The sequence below is a fragment of the Microcella alkaliphila genome, from assembly GCF_002355395.1.
Taxonomy (GTDB): domain Bacteria; phylum Actinomycetota; class Actinomycetes; order Actinomycetales; family Microbacteriaceae; genus Microcella; species Microcella alkaliphila_A.
In genome coordinates, this window is record NZ_AP017315.1 from 2,148,842 (window position 1) to 2,166,137 (window position 17,296).

General features: G+C 70.3%; 13 protein-coding genes. 5 read left to right on the top strand and 8 right to left on the bottom strand.

Annotated features, from left to right (window positions below):
• Positions 1-283 precede the first annotated feature (283 nt).
• The 4 genes from CPY97_RS10570 to CPY97_RS10585 are packed head-to-tail and all read right to left on the bottom strand — an operon-like array spanning position 284 to position 4,660.
• A complete protein-coding gene (locus CPY97_RS10570) occupies positions 284-1,642 on the bottom strand; it encodes an ABC transporter permease (protein ID WP_096423611.1) in 1,359 nt (452 codons plus the stop codon).
• Positions 1,643-1,650: 8 nt separating this feature from the next.
• On the bottom strand, positions 1,651-2,322 hold the full coding sequence (locus tag CPY97_RS10575) for an ABC transporter ATP-binding protein (RefSeq protein ID WP_096422560.1): 672 nt from the start codon (positions 2,320-2,322) through the stop codon (positions 1,651-1,653).
• The gene (locus tag CPY97_RS10580) at positions 2,319-3,854 is read right to left on the bottom strand and encodes a hypothetical protein (RefSeq protein ID WP_096422562.1); all 1,536 of its coding nucleotides are present in this window, start codon (positions 3,852-3,854) and stop codon (positions 2,319-2,321) included. The genes CPY97_RS10575 and CPY97_RS10580 overlap by 4 nt, the downstream gene beginning before the upstream one ends.
• Positions 3,851-4,660 (bottom strand): hypothetical protein, encoded by an 810-nt coding sequence (locus CPY97_RS10585; RefSeq protein ID WP_231923926.1) that lies wholly within the window; start codon positions 4,658-4,660, stop codon positions 3,851-3,853. Before CPY97_RS10585 ends, CPY97_RS10580 begins: the two co-directional genes overlap by 4 nt.
• A 456-nt stretch (positions 4,661-5,116) precedes the next feature.
• On the opposite strand from CPY97_RS10585, the gene CPY97_RS10590 reads away from it, so the two are divergent.
• On the top strand, positions 5,117-5,446 hold the full coding sequence (locus tag CPY97_RS10590; RefSeq protein ID WP_096422566.1) for a hypothetical protein: 330 nt from the start codon (positions 5,117-5,119) through the stop codon (positions 5,444-5,446).
• On the opposite strand, the gene CPY97_RS10595 is transcribed toward CPY97_RS10590, so the two are convergent.
• Complete coding sequence (locus CPY97_RS10595) at positions 5,430-8,768, bottom strand: ATP-dependent DNA helicase (RefSeq protein WP_096422568.1); 3,339 nt, start codon at positions 8,766-8,768, stop codon at positions 5,430-5,432. The two genes, CPY97_RS10590 and CPY97_RS10595, sit on opposite strands and share 17 nt — an antisense overlap.
• Positions 8,768-12,040: a UrvD/REP family ATP-dependent DNA helicase gene (locus tag CPY97_RS10600; RefSeq protein WP_096422570.1), complete on the bottom strand. Its 3,273-nt coding sequence runs from the start codon at positions 12,038-12,040 to the stop codon at positions 8,768-8,770. Before CPY97_RS10600 ends, CPY97_RS10595 begins: the two co-directional genes overlap by 1 nt.
• Before the next feature lie 23 nt (positions 12,041-12,063).
• Here CPY97_RS10600 and CPY97_RS10605 point away from each other — a divergent pair, with 23 nt between their 5' ends.
• On the top strand, positions 12,064-12,288 hold the full coding sequence (locus tag CPY97_RS10605; protein ID WP_096422572.1) for a DUF3107 domain-containing protein: 225 nt from the start codon (positions 12,064-12,066) through the stop codon (positions 12,286-12,288).
• A 2-nt stretch (positions 12,289-12,290) separates the two neighbouring features.
• Positions 12,291-12,620 (top strand): hypothetical protein, encoded by a 330-nt coding sequence (locus CPY97_RS10610; RefSeq protein ID WP_096422574.1) that lies wholly within the window; start codon positions 12,291-12,293, stop codon positions 12,618-12,620.
• A gap of 18 nt (positions 12,621-12,638) precedes the next feature.
• Here CPY97_RS10610 and CPY97_RS10615 read toward each other — a convergent pair whose 3' ends face one another.
• Complete coding sequence (locus CPY97_RS10615) at positions 12,639-13,358, bottom strand: ferritin-like fold-containing protein (protein ID WP_161494119.1); 720 nt, start codon at positions 13,356-13,358, stop codon at positions 12,639-12,641.
• Between the two features lie 87 nt (positions 13,359-13,445).
• Between CPY97_RS10615 and CPY97_RS10620 the strand changes: the two genes are divergently transcribed.
• Both CPY97_RS10620 and CPY97_RS10625 read left to right on the top strand, forming a co-directional pair.
• Positions 13,446-14,879: a DEAD/DEAH box helicase gene (locus tag CPY97_RS10620; protein WP_096422576.1), complete on the top strand. Its 1,434-nt coding sequence runs from the start codon at positions 13,446-13,448 to the stop codon at positions 14,877-14,879.
• Between the two features lie 12 nt (positions 14,880-14,891).
• Positions 14,892-16,391, top strand: a complete 1,500-nt coding sequence (locus CPY97_RS10625; protein WP_161494120.1) for a DHA2 family efflux MFS transporter permease subunit — start codon at positions 14,892-14,894, stop codon at positions 16,389-16,391.
• A 24-nt stretch (positions 16,392-16,415) separates the two neighbouring features.
• Here CPY97_RS10625 and CPY97_RS10630 read toward each other — a convergent pair whose 3' ends face one another.
• On the bottom strand, positions 16,416-17,267 hold the full coding sequence (locus CPY97_RS10630; RefSeq protein ID WP_096422580.1) for a PHP domain-containing protein: 852 nt from the start codon (positions 17,265-17,267) through the stop codon (positions 16,416-16,418).
• Positions 17,268-17,296 lie beyond the last annotated feature (29 nt).

A 17,296-nucleotide genomic window follows, 5' to 3' on the forward strand; every position in this document is an offset into this window, starting at 1 on the left:
AAAACTATCGCCGCAACCACTGCCATGGTCGAAAAGGTGAACGAAGTTTCATTACTTTACCCTCGCAATCATCATTGATTCCCGATGGGCATCTGATCGATTCCAGATCCGCCCTGTTGACTGGGTGAAAAGGTGTACAGATGCTTCTGTAGCTAGATTATTGGTTGAGCCTTCGTGAGTCAAGGAAAAAAACAGTTTCTCCGAGGTTTGCCTCTCTGCACCCTCGCTGCAGATGCTCAGTTGGTGAGTCGATTGGGCTCGACTAGAGCCGCGGACTCGGTGACTAGCCGCCGCGCAGCGCCGACACCGGCTCGATGCGCGACGCACGCCTGGCCGGCAGCCAGCCCGCGGCGAGCCCCACGAGCGAGCCGAGCAGCACACCGCCGACCGTCACCCACGGGTCGATGATGGGAGTCCAGCCGCGCGCGAGCGACAGACCGACGAGCGACACGACGGCAAGCGCCGCTCCCATGAGCCCGCCCAGCAGGCCGATCACGGCCGACTCGATCACGAACTGCGCGCCGATCTGGCGGCGGGTGGCACCGAGTGCCCGCCGCAGGCCGATTTCGGGGATGCGCTCGGAGACGTTCAGCATCGTGACATTCGCGATTCCCAGTGCGCCCGCGAGCAGCACGATGCCGCCGAGGATCAGAAAGACGACGTTCACGTCAGACTGCACGTTTTGCCGCAGATTTGAGCTCGCGCTCGGGGCCGACACGTCGAGGTTCTCGGGTGTGTTCGGCAAGAGCGCCAGCGAAGCCTGCTCGCCCACCAGCTCGCCCGCGCCGGGGGCGATGCGAATCTGCAGCTCGGATGGCGCCGCAAGTGCCCGCTCATCGCGCGCCGTCGCCGTGGGCATGATGATCGCGTCGGCGAGTTCGCCGCGCGCCTGCGCCTCCCCGTAAATGCCGATCACCGCATACGGTCGGTCGCCGATGAACACCGCGGGCTGCCGGTCGATGCGGTTGAGCCTCAGTCGTTCGGCCGCGCGCTCGCCGATGACGACGACGCGGTCGGCGCGGTCTGCGTGACCGGAGTCGAACATCCGCCCCGTGACGATGGATGAGCCGATGACGTCGAGCAGGTCGGGGTCGGCGGCCATGAGCCGCGGCGCGGCGATGGTCGCGGCCGACGGGTCGTTGACCGGCACGGTCGTGACCTCGTCGCCATCAAGCGACAGCTCGCTGATCGTCGCGGCCGCCTCGACACCGGCGAGCCGTTCGACACGCTCGACCGAGTCCCACGGCAGGCGTGCGGTCGCGACCGAACCACCCGACTGCGTCTCGGTGCTGCCGGGGCTCACGACCACCTGGGTCGAGCGCACCGCGTCGAACTGCCGGGCGATCTGGTACTCGGCGGTCTGCGCGAAGCCGAGCGTGGCGACGAGTGCACCCACGCCCAGCACGGTGCCCGCGAGCGTCATAACAAGTCGGCCGGGCCGCGACCCGACGTCGGCGATCGCCTCGACCACTAGGTCCTGCGATGTGAAGCGGTCGGCGCGGGGCACAGGGGTTACGAGCGAAGCGCCCGACTCGTTGTGCGCCCCTGCCTCTGTGCCAGCGCCACCATCGAGGGTCAGGCCGTTGGCGCTCCCGGCGCCCGCCGCCGCGTTGCGACGTCGCCAGGGCGGGCGGATGCGCATCCGCCGCATCATCGCTGCTCCTCGAGGCGGCCGTCGGTGATGCGCACCACCCGGTCGGCGCGCGCGGCCACCTCGGGGTCGTGCGTGATGACGACGAGGGTCAACCCGTCGTCGCGCAGCTCGTCGAACAGCGTCATGACCTCGCCGCTCGTGGCCTGGTCGAGGTTGCCCGTCGGCTCGTCCGCGAGCACGATCGACGGCTTGCTGACCACGGCGCGCGCGACGGCGACGCGTTGCCGCTCGCCACCCGACAGCGTCGTTGGCAAGAAGTCGAGTCGATGCCCCAGCCCCACACGTTCGAGAGTCTGGCGGGCGCGGTCGATGCGTTCGGCGCGCGGCACCCCGCTGTAGGCCATCGGCATGAGCACGTTCTCGAACACCGTGCGGCGCGGCATGAGGTGAAACGACTGGAACACGAAGCCGATCCGTTGCGCGCGGACGCCCGCCCGCGCATCCTCATCGAGACCCCCCGTGAGCACTCCATCGATGCGGTACTCGCCGACCGTGGGCCGGTCGAGCAGGCCCAGGATATTCAGCATCGTCGACTTACCCGAGCCGCTTGGCCCCACGATCGACAGGTAGTCACCCCGCCCGATCGAGAGGTTGACGGCCTTCAGTGCTTGCACTTCCGGCGGGCCCGGAAACGAGCGCGTCAGATCACGCAGCTCGATCAGCGTCACCGCCCCACCACCACGAGGTCGCCCTCGCTGAACTCGCCGTCAACGGGGGTCACCTCGACTTGGCCGCCCGCGGCGAGGCCGGTCTCGACCTCGACGAGGCGCGTCTCGGCGCGCTCGCCGTCGCGCGGGTCACCGTCAACGATCTCGATGCGGGCCTCGCCGCCCGACCCGGCGGTCAGCGCCGCGACGGGTACGTGCATGACCTCGCCTGCCGTCGCACCGACCGCGATGAGCACCCTGACGTTCGAGCCCTGCAACTGCATCGATTGCTCGCTGGTCAGCGGGTCGGGCTCGAGCACGACCGACCAGCGTTCGCTCGCGTTGTCGCCCGCCGCCAGCTCGGTGATCGTCGCCTCGTGCGTGGTGCCGTCGAAGAGATCGAACTGGGCGCGGTCGCCCACCGACAGCAGCTCGGCGTCGGCGGGCGCGACACCGCCCGAGATGGTGAGCGCGGCACCCGACACGATGAGCGCCGCGCCCTGCAGAACCTGCCCCCGCGCAACGTTGACGGCGTCGACGCGGCGCGGCAGATCGGTGAGGTACAGCACCTCACCCGACGGCAACTGCGGCAGGGTCGCCTCCTGCGCGCGGCTCAGCTCGAGCTGCGCATCGGTGACGAACTGCTGAGCTGAGTCGACGGCGGCGCGTTCGGCGCTCGTGTTGACGCCCGCGCCCAGCTGCTCACGTTGCAGCTGCGCCAGAGCGAGGTTGTCGCGGGCGTCGCCGACTGCCGCGTTCCACTGAGCGAGGGCGGCGGCCGTGTCTTCCGGCGGCAGCGGCTTCGCCGCGATCGCCGCGTCGACGGCCCGTTGGGCGCTCGACACCGCGTTGTCGGCCTGTCGAATATCGACGGCCGACGGCCCTCCGGATGCTCGCGCGAGTTCCGCGCGCGCCTGGTCGAGCTGCTGCTGCGCGCCCCGCACCCCGTCCTGCGCGGCTCGCAGCGCCTCGTCGGCGCCCTCCGCACCCTCGGGTGCGGCGTAACCGACCCGCTCGTAGAGCGCCGTCACGGCGTTGGCCGCGGTCGCGTCGAAGAGATCGGAGGCCGGGTCACCCGCAGCGATGCCGACGGCGGCCATCGCCTCTTTGAATTGAACGACGTCGGGGCCGCGCATCCCGAATTCGAGGGTGCGGTAGGCCGGAAGCTCGCCTGGCAGCACGATGACCGGGCGGCCGGTGACGGCCAGCGCCACCGAGAGCGGCTCGAGCGACGAATCGACCTCGGGCACCGCTCCCGTCACGACGGGGGCACCACCGAACGACGCCGCATCGATGGTGACCTCGACGGAGTCGGCGAAGCCGACATCTCCCCGCAGGGTGAGGTCGTTCGACAGCACGCCGTACTCGACGGGAACAGTGACGAGCCCGGGGTCAGGCGCGTCCGACGACGCTGAGGCATCGGCCGGTGAGACGACAAACCGCCCGACCAGCACGCCCGCGACGAGGGCGACCACGGCGATCGCCGCCGTCACCCACACCGCGCGATTCGCCCCGAAAACTCGCTTCCAGCCGCTGACAGCGGGGGTCGTCACTGCCCCTGACCTTGCTCAGCGTCGGCGACGAGTGCGTCGAGGGCAGCCTTGTTGTCGGCGATGAACTGCTCTTCGAGCTCGACGGAGACGGCCTGGCGTCGCTCGCGGTAGTCGGTCGACTCGCGGCAGTCGAGGTCGGCGAGGGCCAGTTCAACCTCGCGGTCGGCGATCTCATCGAGTGCGGGGTCGTCCTCGATGAATTCGGTCATGCCCTCGTAGTAGCTGTTGAGTTCGTCGTAGACCGAGTTCTGCGCGTCGGGCTGCGTGCTGAAACCAGAGAAGCCGGCGTCAGCCATGCAGGTTACCCACTCTGCGTCGACCTCCGCGAAGGCCGGGTTGGTCTCCATCTGCATGTAGAGCTCGTTGATGGCGTCCATCAGGGGCTTGTGCTCGTCAGAATCGATCGGATTCTCACCGTTAATCTCGTTTTCGGCGAAGCCCTGGCAGCCCGCCGTCTCCCAGTTGTAGTCGTACGAGCCGTCTTCGTTGAGTTCCTCCTCCGTCGGCTGCGGGCCGTACAACGCCTCGTAGAACGCCGTCATCTCGGACTCAGAGAGACTCTCGACGTACTCTTGGTTCGGATCAACCATCTGCTCATCAGGGTCAGGCACGTCGTTCATGCCCGGGTAGCGCACCGCCCCATAGCCCCATTGCGCGACCCATTCGCGGTCGTCAGGATTCCACTCGTCGCCCGAACTCGACCCCCACCCGATGTCCACAACGGGGATGTACTCGAAGCCCTGCTCTGCCATGCACTCGGCGACGATCTCTTCGCGGATGCGCTGGTCTTCTTCGGCCTGTGCCATCCAGTCTTCTTCCGAGAGGTCACCGCCCCAGGCTGCCGACAGGTACTCGTTGAGGGGCGAATAGAACTCGTCCTCGGTCGGGCCGTCGCCCCCGGGCGAACACGCGGCGAGGGTGAGGACGAGCGCCGACGCGCTCAGCGCGGCGAGGATTCGGGGGGGTGGTCATCTCTACTCCGTGCTTCGGTGCGTCGCGCCGAGATCGTGCGGTGAATCGCTCGTCGAGTGAGAGCGAAAAACGATGGCGAGAAATCGTGAGTCCGGATCTTCTTCCGATCATCACCTCGCAAGAGCCACGGTTAGTTCCGGGTTTTTACGCGAGATGTGCACGGAGAAGATCGGAGCTCGATGCCGAACGCACCGTTCTATCCGGGACGGTATCCGCGATATCCTCAAGGGTCAAGGATTCCTCCCGAATGTCGCGATAACGATCGCGGGACGACGCGAAAGGATGTGCGAGTGGTTGCGGAAGAGGAACACGCTGACGTGCCGCGCTCGGCTGCGTCGCTGCATCTCGAAGCGATGCTCGTCCCCAGCAATCCGGGCCCGTTGCGACGTGCGGGTGCTGCACTCGGATCGATTGCCTACGCCCTCGCCGGTTCGCTCGAAACGGTCGGGTCAACACACGACCTGGTCATCACCCGACGAGACACCGGGGCCACTATCCACCGCACGACCGCCGGCCAGCGCGAAGAGGCCGACGTGATGCTGAAGAAGGTGCAGAATGACCTCGGTCGCCTGACGCTCGAAGAGTTCATCCGCGAGTGGAGCCTCACCCCCGAGTCGTGACCGCGGTGCGCCAGAGCTCGACGAGCTCGGCCTCGCCCGGCAGCTGCTCGGGCCGCAACACGAGGTCGTCGGCGACGAAGTAGAGGGCGACGCTGATCTCGTCGAGCGGCCGGCCGGTGCGGCGCGCGTACGCCAGACGGTAGAGCGCGAGCTGCAGCAGCTTTTCGGCGCGCTCCTCGTCGGTGCTCGGCGCCTTCCCGGTCTTCCAGTCGACGACCTCGACGCCGTCGATGAAGCGGCCATCGTCACCGCGTAGCCGCGCCGGATACACGGCGTCGAGCTTGCAGATGATGAGGTGCCCGGCGAACGGCAGGTGAATCTCGCACTCGACCTCACGCGGTTCGCGGTCGCCCCACTCCGAGGCCGCGAAGCGTTGCCGCAACGCATCGAGGGCGGCGGGGTCGACGCCCTCTCCCCCGTCGTCGTGGGTGAAGGCGGCGTCGAGCGCACCGTTGAGTGCATCGTCGATGCGGTCGGGCACCGCCGTGAGGCCGTAACGCTGCTCGACCCAGCGATGGAACACCGTGCCAAGGCGGGTCTGCCGGTAGGGGCGCTGCGGCACCGGGCGGCGCAGGCGCTCGGCGACCGCCTCGGGCTCGGTGACGTACTGCCGGAACGCCGAGGCTGGCACGCGGTACGGCACGGCGATCTCGTGCCCGCGGCGCTCACGATCGGCGCGCTCGGCGAGCAGCAGGTCGATGTCGCGTTGCCAGCCGAGGGCGTCGCTCGCGGAATCGGCCGACACGTCGTCGTCGCCACCCTGGCCACCCGAGGCCGCTGCATGGATGCGCGCCGCGGCCGCCTCCAGCGCCTCGCGCCGGGTGCCGAGCGGGTCGGCGGGCCACCAGGGCGCGTCGTCATCGTCGCTCGCGCGGGGGTTGTGTTCGTGGCGGGAGGTGTCGGCGACGGGCGGGATCAGGCCGCGCTCGATGAGCGGGGCCAAGAACCGGCTGAAGGCTCGGGGCTTCGTGGCCGAGGCCCAGAAGGAGCCGGTCACGAGCAGCCGGTGGCGGGCACGCGTCACGGCGACGTAGGCGAGGCGGCGCTCTTCGCGTTCGAGGTGCTCGGCGACGTCAGCCTGGAACTGCTTCTGCCGGTCGAGCAGCTCTTTGCGACTCTCTGCTCCGCGCCAGGCGAAGACCGGCAGCTCGGCAGAGTCTCCGCGGAGCTCGTACGGCAGCACGCCGAGACTCAGCCAGCCACGGGTCGAGCGCGGCTTCGACGGCAGCTCATCGTCGACGAAGCGCGGCACGGCGACCGCGTCCCACTCGAGACCTTTCGAGCCGTGAATCGTGAGCACCTGCACGGTGCCGGGTTCGGCGTCTTCGGTGCGGGGCGAGAGGTTGTCGCGCCACTCGGCCTCGCGCAGCCATCGCAGGAACCCGCCGAGGCTCACCTCGTCGGCGAGCCCGAGGTAGTCGTCGAGGGCGTCGAGGAAGGCGTCGCGCGGAGCCTCACCGAGCACCCGGTAAGGGTTCGCTGCGACCTCGATGTCGAGCAGCAGCTCGTGTTCGACCACGGCGACCAGGTCAGCCAGGTCGAGCGAGGTGCGCCGCCGCAGGCTGGCAAAAAGCGCGCCCGCCTCACGCAGTCGCTCGAGCCCCGCATCGCTAAATTCGGCGAGCTGACCGTGGCCGGGGGTAGCGTGCGCGACGAAGTCGAGCGCGTCGACGAGCGAGGCGCTGTCACCGCCCACAACGGATGCGCGCAGCCGCTCGCGCACCTCCTCGCTGAAGCGCTGGTGGGCGAGATCGCGCTCACGTAACCAGTGTGCGACGCGGCGGAGCGCATCCAGGTCGGCGAGACCGATCGACCAGCGGGGGCCGGCGAGCAGCCGCACCAGTTCGGTGCCGGCCGACGGGTCGTCAATGACGTGCAGGGCCGACACGAGGTCGGCGATCTCGGGCTGACTGAGCAGCCCGCCGATGCCCAGCACGTGAAACGGCACGCCTCGACGACGAAGAGCGTCGAGGAAGATCGGCTGCGTCGCGCGGCTGCGCATCAATAGCGCCGCCGTCGATGGCGCTGACGCCCCCGGGCCCGCGTCGTCGCCGTCGATGCGGCGCGCGCCACGCGCGTCGATTCCGAGCTGGGAGGCGAACCATTCGGCAACGAGCTCGGCCTCCTCGTCGACCGTCTCGCACTGGCGCGATTCGACCGGATGCTCGCTCGCGCTGGGCGAGGGAGCAAGCCGACCGACGGCGACGCCGCCGCGTGCCGTCAGCGGCTCGACTAGCGCGTTCGCCACGTCGAGGATCGCCGTGCCGTTGCGCCACGAGGTGCTGAGGGCGTAGCGGTCGACGCTCGAGCGCCCGTCGACGGTGAAGCGCGTGGCGAAGTCGTCAAGGTTGGTCGCGCTCGCCCCGCGCCAGCCGTAGATCGACTGGTGCGGGTCGCCGACCGCCATGACCGGGGTGCCCGCGAAGAGCGCGGCAAGCAGCCGCGTCTGGGCGACGTTCGTGTCTTGGTATTCGTCGAGTAACACGACGCGGTAGCGCGACCGCAGGGCCTCACCGACCTCGGGGTGCCGTTCGACGAGATCCAGCGCGAGCGCGACCTGGTCAGAGAACTCGATGAGCCCATCGCGGTGTTTGCGGGCGGCGAACTCGGCCGCGAGGTCGAGCAGCGGCGTTGTCGGTGCGAGCGCCTCGGCAAGCTTGTCGACGTCGGGGTACGTGCCGCGGCCGCCCGCGGGCAGCTCGACGACGCCCGCGAACTCGTCGAGGAGCGCCCGCACATCTGCCGGGTCAGCGAGGTGTTCGGTGAGGGAGTGCGCCAGGTCGAGAACGGCCGTCGTCACCCGGTCAACGCTGAGGTCGTGGTCGGCGAGCCGCTCGTCGGTGGCGCGAGCGACGATGCCGCGCGCCAGCTGCCACGCCGCCGCAGCGCCGAGCACCGTACCGTCGGGGTCGCGCCCGATGAGCACCGCGTTGTCGCGGTACAGGCTCGAGGCGAAGGCGTTGTAGGTCGCCACCGTCGGCTGCGTGAACGCATCGACGGCGGGTAGGGGATGCGCGGCGTCGCTCGCGAGCGACGACCGGCCGAGCGCGCCCAGGCGTTCGCGGATGCGGTGGGCGAGTTCTGACGCCGCCTTGCGGGTGAAGGTCAGGCCGAGCACCTCGTCGGGCGCAACGTGGCCATTGGCGACGAGCCACAGCACGCGGGCCGACATGGTCTCGGTCTTGCCCGAGCCGGCGCCGGCGACGACGAGGGCGGGCCCGAGGGGCGCCTCGATGACGGCGCGCTGCTCGTCGGTCGGTCGGTGCAGGCCGAGGGCGTCGGCGATCTGGTTCGCACTCACGGCGGCGGGGGCGGTCGTCATCAGCGGTCTCCGGTGACGGGAGGGACGCGGTGCAGGCTGTGCCGCCGCTGCCCGGGCGGCCCGTACGGGTCGATCACGCGCGCGCCGGTGAGGCGAGCGACGGCGATGGCCGAGACGGCCTGCGCAAGCCGCTCGCGGAACGCTGCGAGCCCCTCGGCATCGAGCACCGGCTGGCTCGCCTCGCGGTAGCGCTCGCCGCCCGTGCCCTCCCGGACGAAGAGCAGGCGGGCACCGTCGGCGGTGTGTGCCCCGAGTGCATCAAGCACGGAGGCGAATGCGCCGTCGGCGTAGGCCAGTTGGTAGGCGCCGAGCTGAGCGTTGTCGCGGGCGGCCGCGTCGGTCACCGGCCGTCCGGTCTTGACGTCGATGATGCGCACGCGCCCCTCGGTGTCACGTTCGATGCGGTCGACGGTGCCGGCAACAACAGCGCCGGCAACGTGCGGCACGGCGACGTCAAGTTCGACGGTGAATTCGTGCTCGGCGGCGGCAACAATGCGCCCGTCGCGGGCGGCGTCGCGCAGGTAGTCGGCAACGCCTTCGGCGTAGCGGTGAGCCAGCCGCTTCTGCTGCACGTCGAGCCAGGGCGACTCGAACACGAGCTCCTTCCAGCGCGCCTCAATCACGGCCCAGACATCGTCGACGGTCGGGTCGGTGAGCGTCTCGACGGCGGCGTGCACGATCGTGCCGATGCCCATCGCCGAGTTGCCCTCTTCGGGCGCGACGCGGTCGAGGAACCAGTCGAGCGGCGACGCTTCGATCGCTTCGATCTTCGAGGGCGAGAGGCGAACAGTCTGCTCGGCGAAGAGGGGCGCCAGCGTGCTCGGGGCGCCGAGCCCCCACCACGTGTCGGGGGCGGCGCCGGGCACGCCCTCGTCGGCGAGTCGACGCAGGGCCGCTGCAGCCTCGCGGCGCATCGTCTCGCCGCTGGCGGGGTCGGTCAGGCGGCGCCGCAGTTCGCCGACGAGCCGACGCAGCGATCGGGCGTGCGGGCGGCGCGACGGCGCGGCAGCGTCGGGGGCCGCGCTCGCGAGGTCGGCGAGCGCATCCCAGAGGGCGCTGGGCCGGTCGTCGTCGCCGGCGACGGAGGTGGCGATCACCTGGCGCCGCGCGCGCGACACGGCCAGGGTCGCGAGCCGCAGTTCGTCGTCGAGCACCAACCGGCGCTCGTCGAGCGTTTCGGAACCAATGCCCCGGTCGACGCGGCTGATGTGCGGCGCGTGCAGCAGCGAGCCGCGCAGTCGCTGGTTGGGCCAGAGACCGTCGGTGAGGCCCGCGATGATGGCCACCTCAACCTCGACACCCGCGGCTGCCGCGGGGCTCGCGACGAGCACCGCCTCGGTCTCGCGGGTCGGGGCGAGCAGGTCGTCGGCGACGTCGCTGTCGAGCATGCGGGTCAGGAACGCGTCGACGGTGGCGTCGGGCACCGTGTCGACGATCGTTGCGGCGGTCGCGAAGACGGCCGTGATGGCGTCAAGCGCGCGGTCGGCTTCTGCCGCCGTGGTGCCCGAGCCCCGCGCCTCGGCCGCCCACTCGTCAGCGACCCGGGCATCGCTCCAGGCGACCCACAGCAGCTCGTCGACCGTGGCACCTGACTCGGCCCGCTCGTGAATGGTGGCGAGGGTGCGCGCCACGCGGGCTGCTCGGCGGGCGGTGCGGTGGTCGATCGTGACGAGCCGGTCGGGGGCGGCAAGCGCTTCGACGAGCAGCTCGTCGGCGGTGCGAGTGCCGTCACCCGCCACCTCTTCGGCGCGCAGGGCGCGCCGCAGGCGCCGCAGCGTGACCCGGTCGAGCCCGCCGAGCGGGCCGAGCAAGAGTTCGGTGGCCGCCGCCGCGTCGAGCGGCGAGCGCCCCACACCCACATCAACCATGCGCACGAGGGCGCGCGCGGCCGGATGCTCGCGCAGCGGCCGCCCCGCGGTCGTCGCCCGCACCGGAATCTCGGCGGCCGCGAGTGCGCGCACGATCGGCGGCACGAGCGCCCCGCTACGCACGAGCACGGCCATCTGCGACCACGGCACGCCATCGATCAGGTGGCGTTCGCGCAGTACGTCGGCGACGAGCGCCCGTTCCCGCGACGCGCTGGATGCCGTGAGCGCCATGAGCGCGCCGCCCAGCGCGCCCGCGTCATCGTCGCGCCCCGCCACCGCTCGCCGCTGTCGACCCGCGCCCGCCGCACCGATGCGCTGCGCGAACAGCGCCGTAGCCTCCCGCAGCGGAGCCGACTGCCGATACGCGGTCTCGAGCACAAACGGCATAGCGCCCTGCCCGCCCAGCTCGCGGGCGAGGCGCGAGAGGGCCTCGGGCTCGGCGCCCCGGAAGCCCGTGGTGGCAACGTCGGGGTCGCCGACGACGAGCACGCGCGTGCCCGCCGCCGCGAGCGCGGTGACGAGGGCGATGCCCGACGGGGTGAGGTCGTGGGCGTCGTCGACGAGCACGACGGCGGGCAGGGTCGCGGGTGGCGCCGAGGCGACCAGCGCAGCCGCCGCCCGCACGAGTTCGGCGGGGTCAAGCTGGCCGGCACGAGAGCCCCCGAGCACGACGCGGTACTCGTCGACGAAGTCGGCGACCGCGTGCCATTCGGGACGCTGATGAGCATCACCCTCGCGACGCAGGCGCTCGGGTGTCCAGTCGTGTTCTGACAACCGGGCAATCGCGTCGCGCAGCTCGGTGCGAAACGCCTCGAGGCGCCGAACGTCGGGGCCGAGGTGGGCGGGCCACGCCGGCCCCGTGCCGTCGGCCTCGTGCCCCGCCAGCAGTTCGGCGATGTCGGAGTCTTGGTCGGAGCCGCTGATGAGCCGCGGCTCGTCGTCACCCGCGGCGCGCGCCGCAGCAGAGAGCAAGGCGTGCGCGAACGCCGCCACACTGCGCGCGAGGGGGCCTGGCAGGGCAATGCCCGGCACCGCCGAGGCCAGTCGTTCGGCGAGCTGATCGCGCAGCGCCGTCGCCGAGCGTCGCGACGGCGTCAGCACCATCACCCGCTCGACACCCACCCCGCGCGCCTGCACCGCCTCGACCACCGCCTCGACGATGAGCGTCGTCTTGCCGGTGCCCGGCGCGCCCAGCACGGCGGCCCCGGCGCCCGCCCCGTCGAACAGCGCGGCGACGGGGGCTCGCTGGGAGCCATCGAGCGCGACCGGCGCGAGTCGCGCATCCGGATCGCGGGCGATGAGGCGGGGCATACCGATCACGCTAACGGCGACCACCGACGCGCGCTGACGCGCCGTCGGCGAGATGGATGCTCCGCTCACGGTGAACAGCGAGGCGGCGCGCATCCGGGCCGACTACGCTTCGAATCGTGGACATTCGCATCGGAATTCTGAACAGCCCGCGTGAGGTCGCCTTCGAGTCGACGCAGAGCGCCGACGAGGTCGAAACGCTCGTCAGCGCCGCCATCGAGAAGGGCGCGCCGCTCGTCACCTTCACCGACGACAAGGGCAAGCGCTACATCGTGCCGACCGCGGCCATCGGCTACGTCGAGATCGGCTCGGACCAGACGCGTCGCGTCGGCTTCGTGGGCTAACGATGGGCCTCGCGCTCATTCCCGCGGCCGTGATCGGCGCGCTGATCGGCCTCGGCCTGCGCTACCTGCTGCCCGGGCGCTCGCAGTACGGCTTGCTCGTGCTGCCCGCCGCGGGCGGTGCCGCGGTCTGCGTCACCTGGGCGATCGGCGCCTGGGCTGGCCTCACCCACGAGGCCGTCTGGATCTGGCTGATCGCGTTCAGCATCGCGACCATCGTGTCGATCGCGATTGCGCGCATCCTGCCGCCGAAACGTGAGCAGGCCGACGCAGAACTGCTCGCCGAGCTCATGCGGCCCGGCGCTCCGGTCGCGACGGCGACCACCGCTCGTTAGCGCGAGACAGTCAGGCCGTTAGGCCGTCAGACCCAGGCGGTCCATGCGGCGCGTGTGCTCGCCGATCAGCTCGGTCATAACCGGGTCAATCTGCGCCTGGTCGCGAGCATGATCGTCGTGCATGACGAGGGCGCTTCGTGCCTGCAGCAGCGTGTCGCCCACGAGTCGACGGCACCAGACTGCGAGACGCGATGACAGCCGCGGGTTCGCGGCGATCACGCGCTCGACGATCGCGTGCAGGGTCGGCTCGATGTTCTCGGCCCGCAACGCCTGCTCGACGGCGGCTCGGTCGTCGCGGTCGAGCCCCGCGGCGAGGTTCACCCAGAAGTCGGTGAGGAAGCCGATCGTGACGTGGGCGGCGGCGACTTGCTCGTGCCAGTCGGCCCCCATCGTGCGACGCTCGAACTCGGCGGCGCCGGCAAGGTGCGGCTGGATCGTCGCCGTGCGGTCGAGTTTGTGGTGGTCGATGCGGGCGACGAGCGCCTCGTAGCGCTCGAGCATGACGCCCGACACGCGCGCGAGTGCGTCTTTATCGGCGACCTGGGGAGCGTTCGAGGCCGCGTGGCTGAGCTGCTCGAAGAACGTCAGGTGCAGGGCCGCGCACTGGCCGAAGAAGTGATCGGCGGGCGGCGTGAGCTCGTGCAGATCGATCTTCAGCGCGGCGACCGCGGTGTCGCGCGAACGCACCGTGGGCGCGGGTGTGGCGCGCGTACCAGGACGTTTGAACCACGAAGCCACGGCACCAGAGTAGGCGATCGGCGGGGGCGGCCCGACCCCGGCGGCTAAACTGAGAACTTCCGAAGACAAGACAAGGTACACAAACACGTGACTTTCACCGACCTGGGCGTCGAAGCCGATATCGCCGACGCCCTCGCAGCGAAGGGCATCACCGAGCCCTTCCCCATCCAGCAGCAGACCATCCCCCTCGCCCTCACGGGTCAAGACATCATTGGCCAGGCAAAAACCGGAACCGGCAAGACCTTCGGCTTCGGCCTGCCGCTCATCCAGAAGCTCGGCGCCACCCCCGGCCCGGGCGTGAAGGCCCTCATCGTCGTGCCCACGCGCGAGCTGTGCGTGCAGGTGACCGAAGACATTGAGCTCGCCGCGTCGAACCGCCCGACCACGGTCGTGTCGATCTACGGCGGAAAGGCCTACGAGGGTCAGATCGACCAGCTGAAGGCCGGCGCGCAGATTGTCGTGGGCACCCCCGGGCGCCTCCTCGACCTCGCCGGTCAGCGCTTGCTGAACCTCGCCGATGTCGAGGTCATGGTGCTCGACGAGGCCGACAAGATGCTCGACCTCGGGTTCCTCTCCGACATCGAGAAGCTGTTCGCCCAGACGAAGCCGACCCGGCACACGATGCTCTTCTCGGCGACCATGCCGGGCCCGATCGTCGCGCTCGCCCGTCGATTCATGAACCGGCCGATTCACATTCGCGCGACCGACCCCGACGAGGGGCTGACGCAGGCGAACATCAAGCACATCGTCTACCGGGCGCACGCGCTCGACAAAGACGAGGTCATCGGCCGCATTCTGCAGGCCGAGGGCCGCGGCAAGACGGTCGTGTTCACGCGCACGAAGCGCGCCGCCGCGAAGCTCGTCGAAGAGCTGAACGACCGCGGCTACAGCGCCGGCGCCGTGCACGGCGACATGACGCAGGAGGCCCGCGAGCGCTCGATGGCCGCCTTCAAGGCCGGCAAGAAAGACATCCTGATCGCGACCGACGTGGCCGCGCGCGGCATCGACGTGAACGACGTAACGCACGTGATCAACCACACGGTTCCCGACGACCACGACGCCTACCTGCACCGCGTCGGCCGCACGGGTCGCGCGGGCAAGACGGGCATCGCCGTGACGTTTGTCGACTGGGCAGACATGCACAAGTGGGCGCTCATCAACCGGGCGCTCGACATGGGTCAGCCCGAGCCGGTCGAGACGTACTCGTCGTCGCCGCACCTGTACGCCGACCTCAACATCCCCGAGGGCTCGAAGGGCCGCCTGAAGGCGACCCCGATTCCGAAGGTCGAAAAAGAGGCGTCGCGCCCGCCGCGTGAGCGCACCCGCCGCCGCAGCGGCGGCTCGGGCGGCGGCTCCGGCTCGTCCAGCACGCAGGATGCTCGCGGCGGCGACCGCGTCGAGAACGCACGCTCCGAGGGCGGTGCGCCGCGGAAGCGTCGTCGCCGCCGTCGTGGCGGAGGCGGCGGAACCGGTGGCCAGGGTGCGAGCGGCGCGGCGGGGAATGCCGCGGCGGGCGCCTAGGTTTCCGTCCTGGTGACCACCACGAACAGTCCTGCCCCGCCCGCGTCAGCGCCGGTGACCGCCGCTCAGCGTCGCATCGTGCTGGGCGTCCTCATCGGCTCAGCCTTCGTCGTCATCCTGAACGAGACACTGATGGGCGTCGCGATTCCGAGGTTCATCCAGGTGTTCGGTATCACGGCGACAACGGCGCAGTGGCTGACCACCGCGTTCATGCTGACCCTCGCGGTCGTCATTCCGATCACCGGCTGGCTGTTGCAGCGCTTCAGCACGCGCGCGCTGTTCGTGACGGCGATGTCGCTGTTCACGTCGGGCACCCTGCTCGGGGCCGTGGCCCCGTTCTTCGAGCTGCTGATCGTCGCGCGCGTCATTCAGGCGAGCGGCACGGCGATCGTGATGCCCATGCTGTTCACAACCGTGTTCGCGCTGGTCGCCCCGGGACGCCGCGGGCAGGTCATCGGAACCGTGTCGACCGTGATCGCGGTCGCCCCGGCGGTCGGACCAAGCCTGTCGGGCTTCATTCTGAGCATCGCCGACTGGCACTGGCTGTTCATCACGATGCTGCCGCTGACGACGACGGCCCTCGTGGTCGGCGCTCTGCGCATGGTCGACGTCAGCCAGCGCCGCGGCTCCCGCCTCGACCTCGTCAGCATCATGCTGTCGGTTCCGGGATTCGGTGGACTCGTGTTCGGGCTCGCCCAACTGGGCGAGGGCGGCCACGCCGACGGCGGGTCCGGCTCCGACTCGGTCGTGACGGGCACGATCTCGCTCGTCGTGGGCGTCGTCGCGCTCGCGCTGTTCGTGCTGCGTCAGCTGCGCCTGCAGCGCACCGACGACGCGCTGCTCGACATGCGCACGTTCGCCGAGCGTCAGTTCGCGCTCTCGATCGGCATCATCACGGTGGGCTCGATGTCACTGTTCGGCGCGATCATCATCATTCCGCTCTACGTCCAAGAGGTCCTGGGAGCCTCGCCACTCGTCTCGGGTCTGGTGATTCTGCCGGGTGCGCTGCTGCAGGGGCTCATGGCCCCGCTCATCGGCCGCCGCTACGACAAGGTCGGGCCGCGCTCGCTCGTGATTCCCGGCATCGTGTTGATGGCGAGCACGCTCTGGGGCATGTCGATGTTCACCTCGGCCACCCCCATCTGGCTTGTCGCCGTCGCGAACATCGGCATCGGGCTGGGGCTTGCCCTGCTGTTCACCCCGCTGCTGACGAACGGACTCGCGGCTCTTCGACCGCAGTTGAACCCCTACGGGTCGGCAATCGTCGGCACCGTGCAGCAGGTCGCCGGGGCCGCGGGTATCGCACTGTTCCTGTCGGTCGCGGCGTTCGTCGCCCCGGCGACGGGCGAGGCGTCGATCTCGGCCGACGGCGTTCGGGCCGCCTTCACGGTGGCTGCGGCTCTCGCCACCGCGGTGATCCCCCTGGTGCTGCTCGTGCGCTGGCAGCGCGGCACCGGAGGCCCCGAGGTGACGACCGAGACTGGGTCGACCCGCGTCGTCGAGTCGGCGTAAAGCTCCAGGTCGCGTCGCGGCGGCTTAACCCCGCACCGGCTTCACGCCGCGGGCGGCGGCGATGATGCGCTCGAGCGCGTCGGGGCTCGTCGTGTACTCCGCGAGCCGGTTCGGCTTACCCTCGCCGTGGTAGTCGCTCGACCCGGTCACGACGAGGTCGTATTTCTCCGCCCACCGCTCAAGCGTCGCCCGCCCGGCGTCGGTGTTCTCACGGTGGCCGATTTCGAGACCGACGAGGCCGGCGTCGATGAGCGTCACGAGCATCCGTTCGTCGATGACGGCATCAGCGCCGCGGGTGGCGGGGTGCGCGATCACGGGGGCTCCGCCGGCGTTCGCGATGAGCCGCACGCCGTCGAGCACGGTGGGGGCGGCGTGCGGCAGGTAGTAGCCGCCGCGAAAGTGCAGGATCGACGCGAACGCTTCGCTGCGGGTGCGCACGATGCCGCGGGCGACGAGCGCATCGGCGATGTGCGGCCGTCCGATCGAGACGCCGCCCGACTGGGCGAGCACGTCCTGCCAGGTGACGTCGAAGTCTTCACTCAAACGGCCCACCATGCGCTCGGCGCGGGTCAACCGGTCGTCGCGGATGCGCGCCGTCTCGGGCACGAGATCGCCGTCGTTCGGGTTGAACAGGTAGCCGAGCACGTGGACGCTGCGCCACTCGTCGCGGGTCGACAGCTCCATGCCGCGAATCACCTGCAGGCCTGTGCCCGCCGCGGCTGTCACCGCCTCGTCCCACCCGGCGGTCGAGTCGTGGTCGGTGATCGCGATCGTGTCGAGCCCCGCCTCGAGCGCGGCGCGAATCAGCTGGGTCGGCGTCTCGGTGCCGTCGCTGACGCTCGAGTGCGCGTGCAGATCGATCAGCGGATGCGCCATATCGCCATCGTAGGACGCACGGGCTGGCA

Excerpts from the sequence above, each read along its gene's own strand:
- CPY97_RS10600 (WP_096422570.1), bottom strand. The coding sequence starts at position 12,040 with ATGCGCGCCGCCTCGCTGTTCACCGTGAGCGGAGCATCCATCTCGCCG.
- CPY97_RS10610 (WP_096422574.1), top strand. The coding sequence starts at position 12,291 with ATGGGCCTCGCGCTCATTCCCGCGGCCGTGATCGGCGCGCTGATCGGC.
- CPY97_RS10570 (WP_096423611.1), bottom strand. The coding sequence starts at position 1,642 with ATGCGCATCCGCCCGCCCTGGCGACGTCGCAACGCGGCGGCGGGCGCC.
- CPY97_RS10595 (WP_096422568.1), bottom strand. The coding sequence starts at position 8,768 with ATGACGACCGCCCCCGCCGCCGTGAGTGCGAACCAGATCGCCGACGCC.
- CPY97_RS10630 (WP_096422580.1), bottom strand. The coding sequence starts at position 17,267 with ATGGCGCATCCGCTGATCGATCTGCACGCGCACTCGAGCGTCAGCGAC.
- CPY97_RS10585 (WP_231923926.1), bottom strand. The coding sequence starts at position 4,660 with ATGGCACAGGCCGAAGAAGACCAGCGCATCCGCGAAGAGATCGTCGCC.